General features: G+C 66.9%; 11 protein-coding genes. 1 reads left to right on the forward strand and 10 read right to left on the reverse strand.

Features of this window, described 5'->3' with window-relative positions; all coding sequences use genetic code 11:
• Nucleotides 1-51: 51 nt before the first annotated feature.
• The 5 genes from U0177_RS24340 to U0177_RS24360 all read right to left on the reverse strand — a co-directional run bounded on the left by U0177_RS24340 (nucleotide 52) and on the right by U0177_RS24360 (nucleotide 5672).
• Nucleotides 52-1947, reverse strand: coding sequence for an N-acetylmuramoyl-L-alanine amidase (locus U0177_RS24340; protein ID WP_409573267.1), 1896 nt, complete (start codon nucleotides 1945-1947; stop codon nucleotides 52-54).
• Nucleotides 1948-1996: 49 nt separating this feature from the next.
• Nucleotides 1997-2668, reverse strand: coding sequence for a DUF4013 domain-containing protein (locus U0177_RS24345; protein WP_409573268.1), 672 nt, complete (start codon nucleotides 2666-2668; stop codon nucleotides 1997-1999).
• Between the two features lie 261 nt (nucleotides 2669-2929).
• Nucleotides 2930-3178: a YtxH domain-containing protein gene (locus U0177_RS24350; protein ID WP_409573269.1), complete on the reverse strand. Its 249-nt coding sequence runs from the start codon at nucleotides 3176-3178 to the stop codon at nucleotides 2930-2932.
• Between the two features lie 51 nt (nucleotides 3179-3229).
• The gene (gene thrS, locus U0177_RS24355; protein WP_409573270.1) at nucleotides 3230-5014 is read right to left on the reverse strand and encodes a threonine--tRNA ligase; all 1785 of its coding nucleotides are present in this window, start codon (nucleotides 5012-5014) and stop codon (nucleotides 3230-3232) included.
• Between the two features lie 64 nt (nucleotides 5015-5078).
• A complete protein-coding gene (locus tag U0177_RS24360) occupies nucleotides 5079-5672 on the reverse strand; it encodes a hypothetical protein (RefSeq protein WP_409573271.1) in 594 nt (197 codons plus the stop codon).
• A gap of 457 nt (nucleotides 5673-6129) precedes the next feature.
• On the opposite strand from U0177_RS24360, the gene U0177_RS24365 reads away from it, so the two are divergent.
• Nucleotides 6130-6987, forward strand: coding sequence for a TIGR00730 family Rossman fold protein (locus tag U0177_RS24365; protein ID WP_409573272.1), 858 nt, complete (start codon nucleotides 6130-6132; stop codon nucleotides 6985-6987).
• 319 nt (nucleotides 6988-7306) lie between these two features.
• On the opposite strand, the gene U0177_RS24370 is transcribed toward U0177_RS24365, so the two are convergent.
• The 5 genes from U0177_RS24370 to U0177_RS24390 all read right to left on the reverse strand — a co-directional run bounded on the left by U0177_RS24370 (nucleotide 7307) and on the right by U0177_RS24390 (nucleotide 13435).
• A complete protein-coding gene (locus tag U0177_RS24370) occupies nucleotides 7307-7696 on the reverse strand; it encodes a VOC family protein (protein ID WP_409573273.1) in 390 nt (129 codons plus the stop codon).
• Between the two features lie 220 nt (nucleotides 7697-7916).
• A complete protein-coding gene (locus U0177_RS24375) occupies nucleotides 7917-11678 on the reverse strand; it encodes a beta strand repeat-containing protein (protein WP_409573274.1) in 3762 nt (1253 codons plus the stop codon).
• Nucleotides 11679-11802: 124 nt separating this feature from the next.
• Nucleotides 11803-12336 (reverse strand): phage tail protein, encoded by a 534-nt coding sequence (locus U0177_RS24380; protein ID WP_409573275.1) that lies wholly within the window; start codon nucleotides 12334-12336, stop codon nucleotides 11803-11805.
• A 63-nt stretch (nucleotides 12337-12399) separates the two neighbouring features.
• Complete coding sequence (locus tag U0177_RS24385; protein ID WP_409573276.1) at nucleotides 12400-12900, reverse strand: phage tail protein; 501 nt, start codon at nucleotides 12898-12900, stop codon at nucleotides 12400-12402.
• A 13-nt stretch (nucleotides 12901-12913) separates the two neighbouring features.
• Nucleotides 12914-13435, reverse strand: a complete 522-nt coding sequence (locus U0177_RS24390) for a phage tail protein (RefSeq protein WP_409573277.1) — start codon at nucleotides 13433-13435, stop codon at nucleotides 12914-12916.
• Nucleotides 13436-13462 lie beyond the last annotated feature (27 nt).

A 13462-nucleotide genomic window follows, 5' to 3' on the forward strand; every position in this document is an offset into this window, starting at 1 on the left:
CCGGGCCCCGGGTTACATGGCGGCCGGCCAGGGCCAGGCTGCGCGAGGCGGCTAGCCGCCAAACTCGCGCTCCAGCTCGATCACACGCACGCGCCGCGTCCAGGTGTAGTCGACCGAGCAGTGCGTCTCGACGCAGCGCTCTTTGTTCAGCGCAATCACGAGCGGGTCGCCAAGGCTGGAGTTCACCACGTCGCGGGCGCGGCCCTCGTGGGTGAACGGGCCGACATACAGATTCACGTGGTAGGCGCGGTCGACCGACAGATCGCGCTTGCCGTAGATCAGGATGTCGCCGGGCAGCCAGGTGCTTTCGTTCGTCACCTCGCGCAGCATGCCCTGGTTAGCCGGGTCGGGGCGGTAGTAGTTGGCCGCGCGCGGCCCGGTGCGCCCCGAGCCAGTCGGATCGGCGACATTGCCCCAGAGCTTGACGCCAACCTCGCTCAGGCAGAAGGTGACCAGGTCGGCGCAGACGATGTCGCGGTCGGGGGCGAACTTGCTCAGCTGCGGGAACCTGGCCAGGTCGTCGGCGTCGCTGCCGAGCAAGCCAATCGCCAGATTCGCCAGCCGGCTCGCGCGCTCGGGCATGCCGCCGGGCGGCGGCGGTGGCGGCGGTGGCGCCACGGGCTTAGGCTGCCAGGCGGCCACGGCGGCCGGCAGCGGCAGCGCGCTCAGGCGCTTGATCGCGCCGTCGGCGGCGGCGTAGAGCGTATCGAGCGCGAACACCTGCACGGTGTAGCTGGCGCCCTCGAACGCCACCGGGCGGGGCGGGCCAAGCGGCGCGCCAAGCTTGTTGGCCGCTGCGAACTGCTGAAATGGCGCATTCGCGTCGTATGGCGCGCCAATCGCGGCGTAGGTTTCGGCCCAGATCGCAGCGTAGGCCGGGTCGCTGGCGGGCGTCTCGCTCAGGCGGCGGCAGCGAGTGATCTCGCTGCGCGGCGTGTAGAGCGTATCGCCGGCAAACACCTGCACAGCGTACTTGCCATCGGCGGTGGCATAGTTGCCGCCGATCGGCGGGCCGAGCCGGGCCTGCAGCGCCACCTGGTGAAACGTCCAGTCGGGGTGAAAGGCCTGGTTGCCCTTGGCCGGCACGCGCGTGGCGCTGGCCGCCAGGCTCGCGCGGTAGCCGGCCTCAATCAGCGCGCGCGCCAGCCCGCCGGCCGGCACCGAGGCGCCGAGCATGGCATTCAGGCTCTGCACGGCATCCCAGTTGCGGCCCTCGTTGCAGATCGTGTCGCGCGCGAACGGCTGATAGTCATACGTGCGGCCATCGGCCTGGATGGGCGTCGGGTCGCTGGGGGCCAGCGGCGCGCCCAGGCCAAATTTGGCGGCGTACAGGTGAAACGACCAGTCGAGATGAAAAGTGCCGCCGCGCTGCTGGTAGGTATGCTCGGCCAGAAACTGCCAGAGCCGCTGGGCCGCCTGCGGGTCGGGCGCGTCGCTCAGCACCGGCGGGCGGCGTGGCGCGGCCGGGCGCGGCCGCTCGGGCGGGGGCTGCGCGGGCAGGTAGTGCTCGAGGCTGCCGAGCCGGCCGGCGCTCTGCGGCGGCTGCCAGCGCACGATCGCGTCGTCTTCGAGGCCATAGTACACCAGCAGCCGGTCGAGCAGCCAGTGCAGCGCGGCCAGCTGCGCGGCGCCCGAGCCGCCGTCGAGGCGATGCTCAAGCATCACGCCGACGCTGATCAGGTCGATATTGCGGGCGCGGCGGTTCCAGGCCGCCAGGCCGCTATGGCGCGCGGCGCGCTGGCGGTAAGGCACCAGCTGGCAGATCGCGCCGTCGGCGTCGATGTAGAAGTGCGGGGCGGCGGTGCTGCCGGGGGCGGTGAAGCTGCCGAGCGCCGCGAGGGCCGGGCCAAGCCGGCTGTGCAGCACGATCGCCTGCACGCGGTTGCTGCGCCGAGGCTGGCTAGCGGTTGGCGGTGCCGGCAGGCTACGAACCTCGTACTGTGCCATGGGGAGCCTCCTTCCGGGCGTGAAGGGGAACGGGGGCAGCGCCTATGGTTCAGCCGAAGCGCACGTCGCTTTCGGCGGCGACGTACAGCTGCACCACGGCGAGGTGCGCGTAGAGCAGCGCGCTGAACATCAGCCATAGCGCCAGCAGCGTCAGCGGCCAGGGCAGCAGCCACGCGGCGCCGGCCAGCAGCAGCGCCGGCAGGTAGGCTGGCAGCGAGCGCAGGCGCGCCCTGGCGTAGATCGCGCGCGCGCGCGGGGCCAGCGCTGCGCGCACGGTGCGCATACCCAGCGCGTTTTCGGCGCGGCCAGTGTCGGCGAAGAGCAGCCGGCCCACAGGGGCAACGCTGGCGCCAAAGGCCGCAAGCTCGTAGAGCGCCAGCAGCGCCAGCAGCGCCAGCGCCGGCCAGCTCGCGGCGCCGCCGCTGGCGAGCATAGCTGCGGCTAAACACAGCAGCGCCAGCCCCAGGCCAAAGATCGGCATGCCGAAAAACAGCACGTCGATCAGCACCGCCAGCAGGCCGGCGATATAGCGGTTGCCCCACTCGCGCCAGGGCGGCAGCGGCGTGGCGAAGCCCTTGCGCGTCAGATCCATACTCTCGATCACCAGGCCGGCGCCCCACGGGTAGCCGACGATCGTGAGCATCAGGGCGCCGCCGATCAAGATCTTGCGCCACCAGTGTGGGTCGCGGTGGATGGTGGCGAGCGCGGTGCGTAGGTTCATTGGCTAGTAGGGCTAGGCCTTACGCGTCTGCGTGGTTCCGCATCACAGTGCGGCGAGTTTGCAGCCCGCGGCAGCATGGCACCGGTCCATCTTCTGAGTGGGGTTTTCGGCGCGGAGCGCGGAAAACCCCATACAGTTATTGGATAGTACCGCTCTGCCGAAGGCTGAGCGCGCCAGCCGCGTAAGCCCTAGAGACATCGCGCACAGCTACACAGAACGTACCGCTCTGCCGGCGGCAGAGCGCGCGAGCGTGCAAAGCCGCTAGCTCCCGGCGCCCTTGTTCTCGAGCCGGGCGCGGAAATCGGCCCACAGCTCGCGCTCGCGCGCGGCGCTGGCCTTGCGTGCCACGGCCACCGTGTCGCTCAGCAGGCCGCTGATATTATCGCGGGTGCCCTCGATGGTGCCGCGGATGCCCTGGCGCGTGGCCGCGCCCGATCGCGGCGCGGTGAGGATCACCGAGGCCGCGCCGATTGCCGCGCCAACCACAAACCCCAGCAGAAATCGTCCCATTACTCGCTCCTATCGATACATAGGATTGCCGCGCACATCATACACCAACTTTCACACCAGCGCGGCGATATCGGCCTGGGCGCGCGCGATAAACGCCTCGATCGGCATGGCGCCCAGATCCTCGCCGCTGCGCAGGCGCACCGCCACCGCGCCGGCCTCCTGCTCTTTGCCGCCGACGATCAGCATGTACGGCACCTTCTGCAGCTGAGCCCGGCGGATCTTCGCCTGCATGCGATCCTTGCTCTCGTCCAGCTCGGCGCGCAGCCCGGCGGCCTCGAGCTTCTGCTTCACCTCGCGGCCATACGCGCCGTGCTTCTCGTCCGAGATCGGGATCACCGCGGCCTGCACCGGCGCCAGCCAGGCCGGGAACGCGCCCGCGAAGTGCTCGATGATCACGCCGAGGAAGCGCTCCGTCGAGCCCGTGACGGCGCGGTGGATCAGCACCGGCGTGTGCGCCTGGCCGTCTTCGCCGATGTACTCGACCTGCAGGCGCGCCGGCTGGATGAAGTCGATCTGGATCGTGCTGAGCTGCCACTCGCGGCCGAGCGCGTCTTTGGCCATGAAATCGGCCTTCGGGCCATAGAATGCCGCCTCGCCCTCGACGGCCTCGTAGGCCACGCCATTGGCCTCGAGCGCCAGCTTGAGCGCGGCGATTGCCTTGCCCCACTTCTCGTCGTCGCGCACGAACTTGCCCTCAGCCGCCGGCAGCGAGAGCTGCACGCGGTAGTCGCTCATCTGGTAGGCCGCCAGCACCTCGCGGATGAGCTGGAGCGCGAGGCTGAACTCGGCCTGGATCTGATCCTCCGTGCAGAACACGTGGCAGTCGTCCTGCGTGAGCGAGCGCACGCGCGTGAGCCCGCTGAGCGTGCCCGTCGGCTCGTAGCGGTAGAGCGTGGCGAACTCGGCGAAGCGCAGCGGCAGCTCGCGGTACGAGTGCACGCCCATCTCTTTGAACAGCGTCATGTGGCTTGGGCAGTTCATCGGCTTGAGCCGGTAGGCCACGCCCTCGTCCTCCATCGGCGGGAACATGACGTCGGAGTAGTTCTCGTAGTGGCCCGATTTATGGTACAGGCTTTCTTTCACCATGTGGCCCGTCCAGACGTGCTGGTAGCCGTAGCGCGTCTGCGTCTGTCGCACGAAGCTCTCCATCGTGTGGCGCAGCAGCTCGCCCTTGGGCGTGAACAGCGGCAGCCCCGGCCCGATGTCGTCGGAGAAGTAGAACAGCCCCAGCTCCTTGCCGAGCTTGCGGTGATCGCGGCGCTTGGCCTCTTCCAGCCGGAACAGATACGCGTCAAGTTCGGCCTTGCTGTTCCAGGCCGTGCCATAGATCCGCTGCAGCATCGGCCGGGCCGAGTCGCCACGCCAGTAGGCGCCGGCCAAGCTCAGCAGCTTGAAGCCATCGGCGGGGATCTCGCCCGTGTGCGCCAGGTGCGGCCCGCGGCACAGATCCTCGAACGTATCGTGCGTGTACGTCGAGATCACCGTGTCGCCGTGGTGCGTTTCGCCATACTCGTCGAGGCCGTGGGCCAGGCCGTCGATCAGCTCGAGCTTATACGGCTGGCTGGCGAACAGCGCGCGCGCGGCCTCGGCGCTGACTTCGTGGTACACGAACGCGTGGTGCTCGCCAATGATCCGGCGCATGCGCGCCTCGATCGCCGCCAGGTCTTCGGGCGTGAGCGTGCGCGGCAGGTCGAAATCGTAGTAGAAACCATCCTCGATCGGCGGGCCGATCGCGATCTTGCCCTCGGGGAACTCTTCCAGCACGGCCTCGGCCATCACGTGCGCGGCCGAGTGCCGCAGCCGGTAGTAGGGGTCTTTGTCGGGTGATACTGGCATAGCAGACTCCTTTTGGGTTGTCGATGTTGGCGTTCTGGTTAGAATTCAAGCGCATCGTGCGCGGTTACTCGGTTGTGATCACGATCTCGCCCTGGTCGACGCGCACGTCGGTGATGCGGCGGCCCTGCAGGGCCAGCTGGTCGTTCAGCTGGCGCTCAAGCGCGCCGGTGAGGCTCGGCAGCGACACCACCCGGCCAAGCGGGCCGTCGAGCTGCGGGTCGACGGCGATGATCCGGCCGTTCTGTACGGCCAGGCCGAGCTTGGCAGTGCTGGTAGTGCCGAGCGCCTTGAGGTCGGCCTGCACCTGGCCAGGCACAAAGCGCACGGTCACACTGTCGAGCGGCTTAAGCTGGCCGGCGCGCGCGGCCAGGAAGTCGTTGGCCTGGCCCTCGCTGATGTGCAGCTCGCCCGAGGGCAGCGCGGCGATCGCCGTCGGCAGTGTGCTGGCCGCGCCCTGCACGGCCGTCTGCTCGAGCTGGCCGTTGGGGTTGCCGCGCAGCTCGTCGCCGATCTGGCTGCCCAGGAAGCGGCTGACCTGCGGGCGCAGCAGGAAGTAGTACAACAGGCCGGCGATCAGCAGGCCCCACACTAGGATCACCAGCGCTAGCAGGCAGCCGTTGCCGCGCCGGCGGCGGTAGCGCTCTTGTCGGTAGCTCATGGCTGTGTTCCTCAAACAAAAAACCCTCGCCCCATGCTCGGGACGAAGGTATGCTTCGTGGTTCCACCCAAACTTTATTGCGGGCTGCAGATTGCCAACCGAGCGCGCTCGATCGGCGATCTTCAACCTTCAACCTTGGGGCCGTGTAACGGTGGCAGGCCGCGCCGCCTTACTCTGGTGTTCGGGCGGCGGCTCGGAGGTGGTATCGCCCTGGATCGTGGCCGGCCGCGCTCGCAGTCGGTGGCGCGGCCTCCCTGATGGCTGTGGCCAGGGGACATATCCTCGTCGTCGGGATCGATATAATACTATTGCCAAAAATCATAGCACGCGTCTTGCAGATGTCAAGTCGGTCGTCGGGCGGATGTGCCGCTGCTGCCAGGCAAAATGGGCCGGGCAGGCGCGGCGCACGGGCTGGCTCGGCTTGCATTCCCGCCACGCTGCAGCACATGACGCAACAATGCGCACAATCGAAAGCGAGCACTCAATGGCCAACAAAGACCGGCGGCGCGGCCAGTCGCAGCGCAAGCACGCCCACCGATCGCTCAACCGCGCGGTGATCAGCGGCAAGCAGACCGAGGACGAGCGGCTGCTGGCGAGCCCGCGCGCCGAGCCGGATTTCACGCACTCCGACCCGTGGCGCGTGTTCAGGATCATGGGCGAGTTTGTCGAGGGCTTCGACGCGCTGGCCGGGCTGGGCCAGGCGGTGACAATCTTCGGCTCGGCGCGCATCCGCGAGGGCGACGCGATGTACGCCGCAGCCGAAACCACCGCGCGGCTGCTGGGCGAGTCCGGCTTCACGATCATCACCGGCGGCGGGCCGGGGATCATGGAGGCCGGCAACCACGGCGCGCGCCAGGCCGGCGCGAAGTCGGTGGGCCTGAATATCGAGCTGCCGTTCGAGCAAGGCGTGAACGCGTTTGTCGATATCGCGATCGAGTTCCGCTACTTTTTTGTGCGCAAGATGATGTTCGTGAAGTACGCGCAGGCGTTCGTGATCTTCCCCGGCGGCTTCGGCACCATGGACGAGCTGTTCGAGGCGCTGACGCTGATCCAGACCGGCAAGGTGCAAGATTTCCCAGTCATCCTGTTCGGCTCGGCCTACTGGCAGGGCCTGATCGGCTGGCTGCGCGACACAATGCTGGCGGGCGGCAAGATCGCCGAGGCCGACCTGAACCTGCTGGTGCTCTGCGACTCGCCCGAGGAAGTGCGCGATCTGATCGTCAGGTCGGCGCGCGAGCAGCGCTGGCGCAGCGAGCACGAGGCAGCCGCGCGCGCCGTGACGCGCCAGGTGCTGAGCGAGGGAGAGTCTGGGTAATGCCAAATTCGCTTGATTATTTACACTTTGGTGGGGGTTTGGGGCGGCTTCGCCGCCCAAATTTCTTAGAAGCCGTTTGAAAAGGGTGGTTTGGAGGACTTCGTCCTCAAGTATCCACTTTTTCTGGCGGGTGGCGGCCACTGGAACTGTGGCCGACCGCCAGCATAGCCCCTCCGCACCCCTTATTTGCAATGCGGCTCTTATTGTGTTGCACGACGTGGCTTCGCCACGTCGTGCAACACAATCGATACGTGATCAAGCGAACAGCGTATCACTCAAAGAAATTTCGGGGGCGGCAATGACGCCCCCGAACCTGCGCTTAGCCCAGCGGCGCGAACAAATCGATCACTGTGCCGTCGGGGTCGGCGACCTGGGCGTAGCGCTGGCCCCAGAACGCATCCCACGGCTGCTTGTGGCCATGGAAGCCGGCAGCCACGATCTGGCGGTACAGCGCATCGACATCGGCCGGGCTATCGCACTTGAACGCCAGGCCGATGCGCTGGCCGCGTGGCGGCTGCCAATCGGCGTCGAAGCTGCGGATCATATCCTCGCTATCCCACGCGATCCGGTAGCCGTTGGGGGTGATCACCTCCACGTGCCCCTCAGCCTCGGCGCCTTCGGCGATCGCCAGCCCCAGCAGCCGGTAGAACGCCAGCGCGCGGGCCATGTCGCTCACGATGATGCCTATCATATCGGGTTGTACTGCCATACCTGCCTCCTTGCGCCGCCCGGCGCGGTAAGCTCTAGCTGATTTGAAACATGCCTTGGCGTAAGTATAGCAGGCGAATGGCGGCGCGAGATGCAACGTGGCGGTTTCGGCAAAGCCGAAACCGCCACGCTGCCTTTGGTTTCCTTTCCCCTGCCAAGGGAGCGGGCGAGGGCATCGAAGGGCGTCGCACCAGCCCGCTCGCCCGACACAGGCCCGCCGCTTAGGGGATAGAGTCCTTGGTATCGCCCTCGGCCGGGTTGAAATCGGTCGCGGTGTCGGTGCCAGGCCCGCCGCTGAACTTGTCGGGGCCGGGGCCGCCGGTGAGCGTGTCGTTGCCCTTGCCACCCTCGAGCCGATCCTTGCCGCTCCCGCCGTTCAGGGTATCGTTGCCGTCGTTGCCCTCGAGCGTGTCGTCGCCCTCACCGCCGATCAGCGTGTCGTTGCCGCTGCCGCCGTCAACTTTATCGTTGCCGCTGCCGCCGTCGATGTAGTCGTCGCCGTTGTTGCCGCGCAGCGTGTCGTTGCCGCCGAGGCCGCAGATCACGTCGTTGCCGTTATCGCCCTCGATCGTATCATTGCCCTCGGTGCCGACAATCACGTCGGCGTTTTTCGTGCCTTTCAGCTTGCCGGTGAAGGTCTTGCCGTTGTCCGGCCCGCCGACGATCTTGCCGTTTTTGACATAGATCGTCGCCGTCAGGTTGTTGCACGTCGGCGTGGTCGATCCGCCCGAGGTCACGGTGTGCGGAACGCCAGCCGAGGTGCTGCCATTGAAGTTGCTGTCGCCCTGGTATGTGGCCGTGAGCGTCCTGCTGCCGCTGGTGTTCAGCGTGATGCTGCACTGCCCGGCGGCAACCGTGCCGGTGCAGCTGTCGACGCCGTCGCTTACCGTGACATTGCCAGTGGGCGTGCCGCTGCCGCTGTTCCGCACAACCGTGTACTTCACAACCACGGCCTGGCCCTGTGCCGAGGGATCGGGCGTGTCCGAGGTGATCGTCGTGGTCGTGTCGATCTTCGCCGGCACGTTGATCGTCCAGGTGTAGCTCGCCGGCGTCGGGTCGACGTTGCCGGCCTCGTCTTTCGCGCGCACCTCGAAGGTGTGCTGGCCGTTGGCCAGGTTGCTATAGCTCTGCGGGTTCGTGCAGCCCGCGAAGCCGCCGTTATCGAGGTTGCACTCGAAGGTCAGCTTCGCTGGCGCCGTCTGGTCGTCCGACCCGTGGAAGAAGAACGTCGCCGCATTGCTGCTGCTCGGGTCGGGAGGCACCGGCGTATCGATCGTCGTGTTGGGCGCTGTCGTGTCCGGGGTGGTGACCGTCAGCGTGGCGGCGTTTGTGGTGGCGGTGCCGCAGCCGTTGCTGAAGACCGCGCGGTACTGCTTGCCGTTGTCGCCGCTCTGAGCGGTGAAGCTCAGCGTCGTGCTCGTCTCGCCCGCCAGGTTGCTCCAAGTCGCGCCGTTGTCGTCGCTCACCTGCCACTGCACCGTCGGCGTCGGCCGCCCGCTCGCCGCCGCTGTGAACGTTGCCGTGGTGCCTGCCGCCACCGACTTGTTCGCCGGCTGGGTGGTGATCGTCGGCGCGGTGTTGACCGTCAGCGTCGCCGCGTTCGTGGCCACGCTGCCCGAGCTGTTCGTGAACACCGCGCGGAACCGCGTCCCATTATCGGATGCGTTCGCCTGGATCGAGAGCGACGTGGAAGTCGCGCCGCTGATATTGCTCCAGGTCGCACCGTTGTCGGTGCTGAACTGCCACTGCACCGTCGGCGTTGGGGTGCCGCTCGCCGCCGCCGTGAACGTCACAGTGCCATTCACGCATGTCGTCTGATCCTGCGGCTGCGTGGTGATCTGCGGCCCCTGCGCCGCCGGGTTGACGGTGTGCGGCTCGTCGGCCGAGGTGCTGCCACTGAAGCTGCCATCGCCTTGGTATGTGGCCGTGAGCGTCCGGCTGCCGCTGGTGTTCAGCGTGATGCTGCACTGCCCGGCGGCAACCGTGCCAGTGCAGCTGTCGACGCCGTCGCTTACCGTGACATTGCCGCTCGGCGTGCCCGCGCCGGGCGCGCTCACCGCCACGGTGTACTGCACCGTCACGGCCTGGCCCTGGGTCGAGGGATCGGGAGTGTCCGAGGTGATCGAGGTGGTCGTGCTGGCCTTGCCCACCGTCACGGTGTTGCTGCAGGCGTTGTTGGCCTCGTTGCTTTCCGTCACCACGCTGCCGGGGTCGGCGGCGCAGCTGCCGCCGTTGCGCGGCACAGCGTAGCCGCCAGTCGCGCTGGCGGTCGCGCTGAACGACACGGTGAGCGAGCCAGACGACGCAATCGACAGCCCGGAGCTGGCGGTGCAGACGAGATCCTTGCTGCCGTTGATGCTACACGCGACGTTCGGGTTATTCGATGTCGGCGTCCCGTAGGTGATGTTGGCGCTATTGGGCAGGTTGGCGCTGAACACCGTCTGGCCGCTGCTGAAGTTCACCGCGCCAACGCCGCCGTTCGCAATCGTGGCCGTCCACGTCCAGCTCTGGCCGACCACCGCGCTGTCGCCCACATTGTTGGCGAGCGTGGCGGTCAGGTCGCCAACACACTCCACAGAAACGCCCGCCGTGAGCGTCTGGTTGTCGAACACGGCGTCGGCGCCGCCCGCGCCACAGGCCGCCGAAGTGTTGCCGGCGGTAAACGAGGCGGTAGCGGTGCCATTCGACTGCACCGTCGTCTGTATGCTCGAGAGCGAGCCGCGCGTGGCGTTGTTGAAGGTGATCGGCTCGCCGATGATCGCGCCAAGGTTCGAAGCTGCCACCGCCGACCCGGCCGAGTCGGTCAGGAAGCTGGCGGTGAGGGTGGTGGAATTGCCCTGCAGCAGCGTCGACGAGGCCGGCGTATGGCTCATCACCAGGCGCGGCGCAGCAGTGATGCTGCTCGTCAGGCCGCCGATTGTGTCGCAGCCGGTGCTGCCCGGCCCGGCGTTGCAGCCCCACCAGTTTTCAGTCGCGTCAAGCGTGCCGCCCGAGCCGTTTGCTTTGTAGATGCCCGAGCCCTGGCTGGCGCTATTGTTGAAAAAGCGGTTGAACTGCATCGTCGAAGACTGCGAGCCGGCATCATAGATCGCCCCGCCAAAGCCGGCAGTGGCCTGGTTGCTGGTGAAACTATTCTTCGAAATTGTAAAGGCGCTGAGCGCCTGCGTCGTCGCGATCGCCACGCGGATCGCGCCGCCGGCGCCGGTGTTCGAAGCCCCAGCCGAGTTGTTCGAGAAGCTGCTGTTGGTGATGCTCAGCCCGCCCTGCCCGGCCGCACCAGAGTTGTTAAGCAGGCTGTAGTTGATCGCGCCGCCCACGTTGGCGGCGGTGTTGTTGTCGAACTGGCAGTTGTTGATCGTCAGCACGCCGCCGCCGCTATAGCTGACGCCGGCGCCGACGTTGAAGACACCGGCGGGCAAGCTGTTGCCGCTGATGACGCAGTTGCTGAGCGTCAGCGAGTTGCCCGGGCCGCCGGCGAACACCCCCGCCCCGCCGAAGTTGTCGCTTGGCGAATTGCCGCCGGTGATCGTCACCCCAGAGATGCTGAGGGCCACATTCGGCGCGGCCACAGAGCTCACTGGGGGGTTGACATCAAACACGCGCCGGTTGGCGGTCGTCTGCCGGATGATCGTGCTGCTCGCGCCGGCGCCGACGATGCGGGTGTCGGTGTTGCTGGCATCGCCGATCTGCAGCTCGTCGACGGTCAGGTTGTAGGTGCCGGCCGGCAGGTTGATCGTAAACGGCACGCCGCCGCCCGAGCCGGTGCAGCCGCCGACGTTGGTGTTGCTGTTGGCCGAGGCCAGCGCCTCGCGCAACGAGCAGCCAGTGCCAGCGCCGTTCTCATCGGCAGTTGTGGTCACATTGATCGTGCTGGCGGCGCGCGCAGACGGCGGCACGGCCAGCAGCGCCGCGAGCGCCAGCAGCAGCGCGAACGCGGCGCGCCCGGCGCGCCAGGTGGGTAATTGAGACAGATGTTTCCCCATGGGTACTGCTCCTGTAGCGGTATGCGCCGGGTTGAGTGAGGCGGCGGGCGCGCTGCACCTCAGCGCAGAAAAGGGCGGGGCCACTTGCCCCACCCAGCATCATGGCTTTCTCTAACCTTGGTTGCTATGGGCGCTGTGGGAAAATTCCCTGCAGCGCGATAATAAAGTTCAGCGTCAGGTAGGGCTGCATATTGTTATGCGCCTGGCTCTGGCCCTGCGGCGTCAGCGCCCCGACATTCATGGCCGCCGGGCTGCTGGCGTTGGCGGTGTACATCGGCACGGCGGCGCGCGGCTCGCCGCCCACGGCCCATATCCCGTTCGTCGGGTCGGTGGCGCTAGCGCTATTGCCGCTGGCCTTGGCGATATGCGCGTGCGCGGGCATTTCGCTCTCGAGCAGCGTCACGCTCGTCACCCCGGCGGTCTCGCCCAGGTCGCGATAGCTCAGGCCCGGCCCCTGGCCCCAGTTCATCGGCGCAATGCCCTGGAAGTTCGGCAGCGCGAAGTTTGTCGTGCCATTGCCGCCGTAGGTGGTGCCCAGCAGCGAGAATAGCGCCGTGTTCTGCTGGATCGACATAAGCTGGCCATTGCAGAACGCCCAGCCCTGCGGCGCGTAGTTGAAGCCAACGACCCGGATCTCGCCTATGAATGGATCAGACATATATCTTGCCCCCTGTATGCTATGAGCTAGTAGGCCCGTATCGTGGGCGACCGCGCCCTCGTGTTAGTTACGCGGCGGATAGATCCCGACGAGCGCGATCATAAACGAGATCGTCAGGTACGGCTGCATATTCTCGTGCGGCTGGCCGCCGCCGGCGATGGCGATCGCGCCATCCCACATCCTGGAGTTTGCGGTGCTGGCGAACGGCGACTGCGTCGATTTGGCCGCCCAGAAGGCATCCTGCGGGATGGGCTGGTCGGCAGGGTTGTTGCTGCCAGAGATAGTGTGCGTGTGCATAGGCATCTCGTTCACGGCGAGCGTATGGGTTTCCTCGCCGCTCTTCGAGCCCTGCACATACTGCGGTGTGAAGTGGATCGGCACGCGGCTACGCAGGTCCGGCAGCGCGAAGGTGGTCACGCCGTCGCCGCCGTACATCGTGCCAAGGAGCGAGAACAGCGCCTGGTTCTGGTTGATCTGCATGATCTGGCCATTGCACAGCGCCCAGCCTTTGGCGGCGAAGCCCCACGAAGTCATGCGGATCTCGCCGATAAATGGATCTCCCATTTGCACCCTCACACTAATTTTGCGACGGATAAATGCCCTGCCACGCGATGATGAAGCTCACGGCCAGGTACGGCTGCATGTTCTCGTGTGGCATGCTCCCGCCGCTCGCGCCGATCGCCGCAGTGTTCATGTTGGTGTTGGCCTGGTCGCCGGGCACAAACTGCGGCACGGTGGCCGAGCCCGACCAGTAGTTGTTGGCCGGCTCGTCGCTGTTGCCGGCGCCGGAATTGGCTAAGGCAGAATGGTTGTGTACCGGAAGCTGGCCCTGGAGCAGCGTCACCTGCTCTGCGCCGCCAGGCTGGCCTATCACTCGGAGCGAGAGGCCATTGCCCTGGCCTTGGTGGATGGGCAGGCGCCCGCGCAGGTCGGGCAGCTGGAAGGTCGTTTGGCCATCGCCGCCGTAGGTCGTGCCGATCAGGCTGAACAGGGTCTCGTACTGCGAGATCTGCAGCGTCGAGCCATCGCAGAAAAACCATCCATAGGGCGCGAAATTGCCGCCAAACAAGCGGATCTCGCCAATATAGGGGTCGCTCATGTTCTTCCTTTCTCACTACAGCCAGTA

It is taken from the genome of Kouleothrix sp., assembly GCF_046328425.1.
Taxonomy (GTDB): Bacteria; Chloroflexota; Chloroflexia; order Chloroflexales; family Roseiflexaceae; genus Kouleothrix.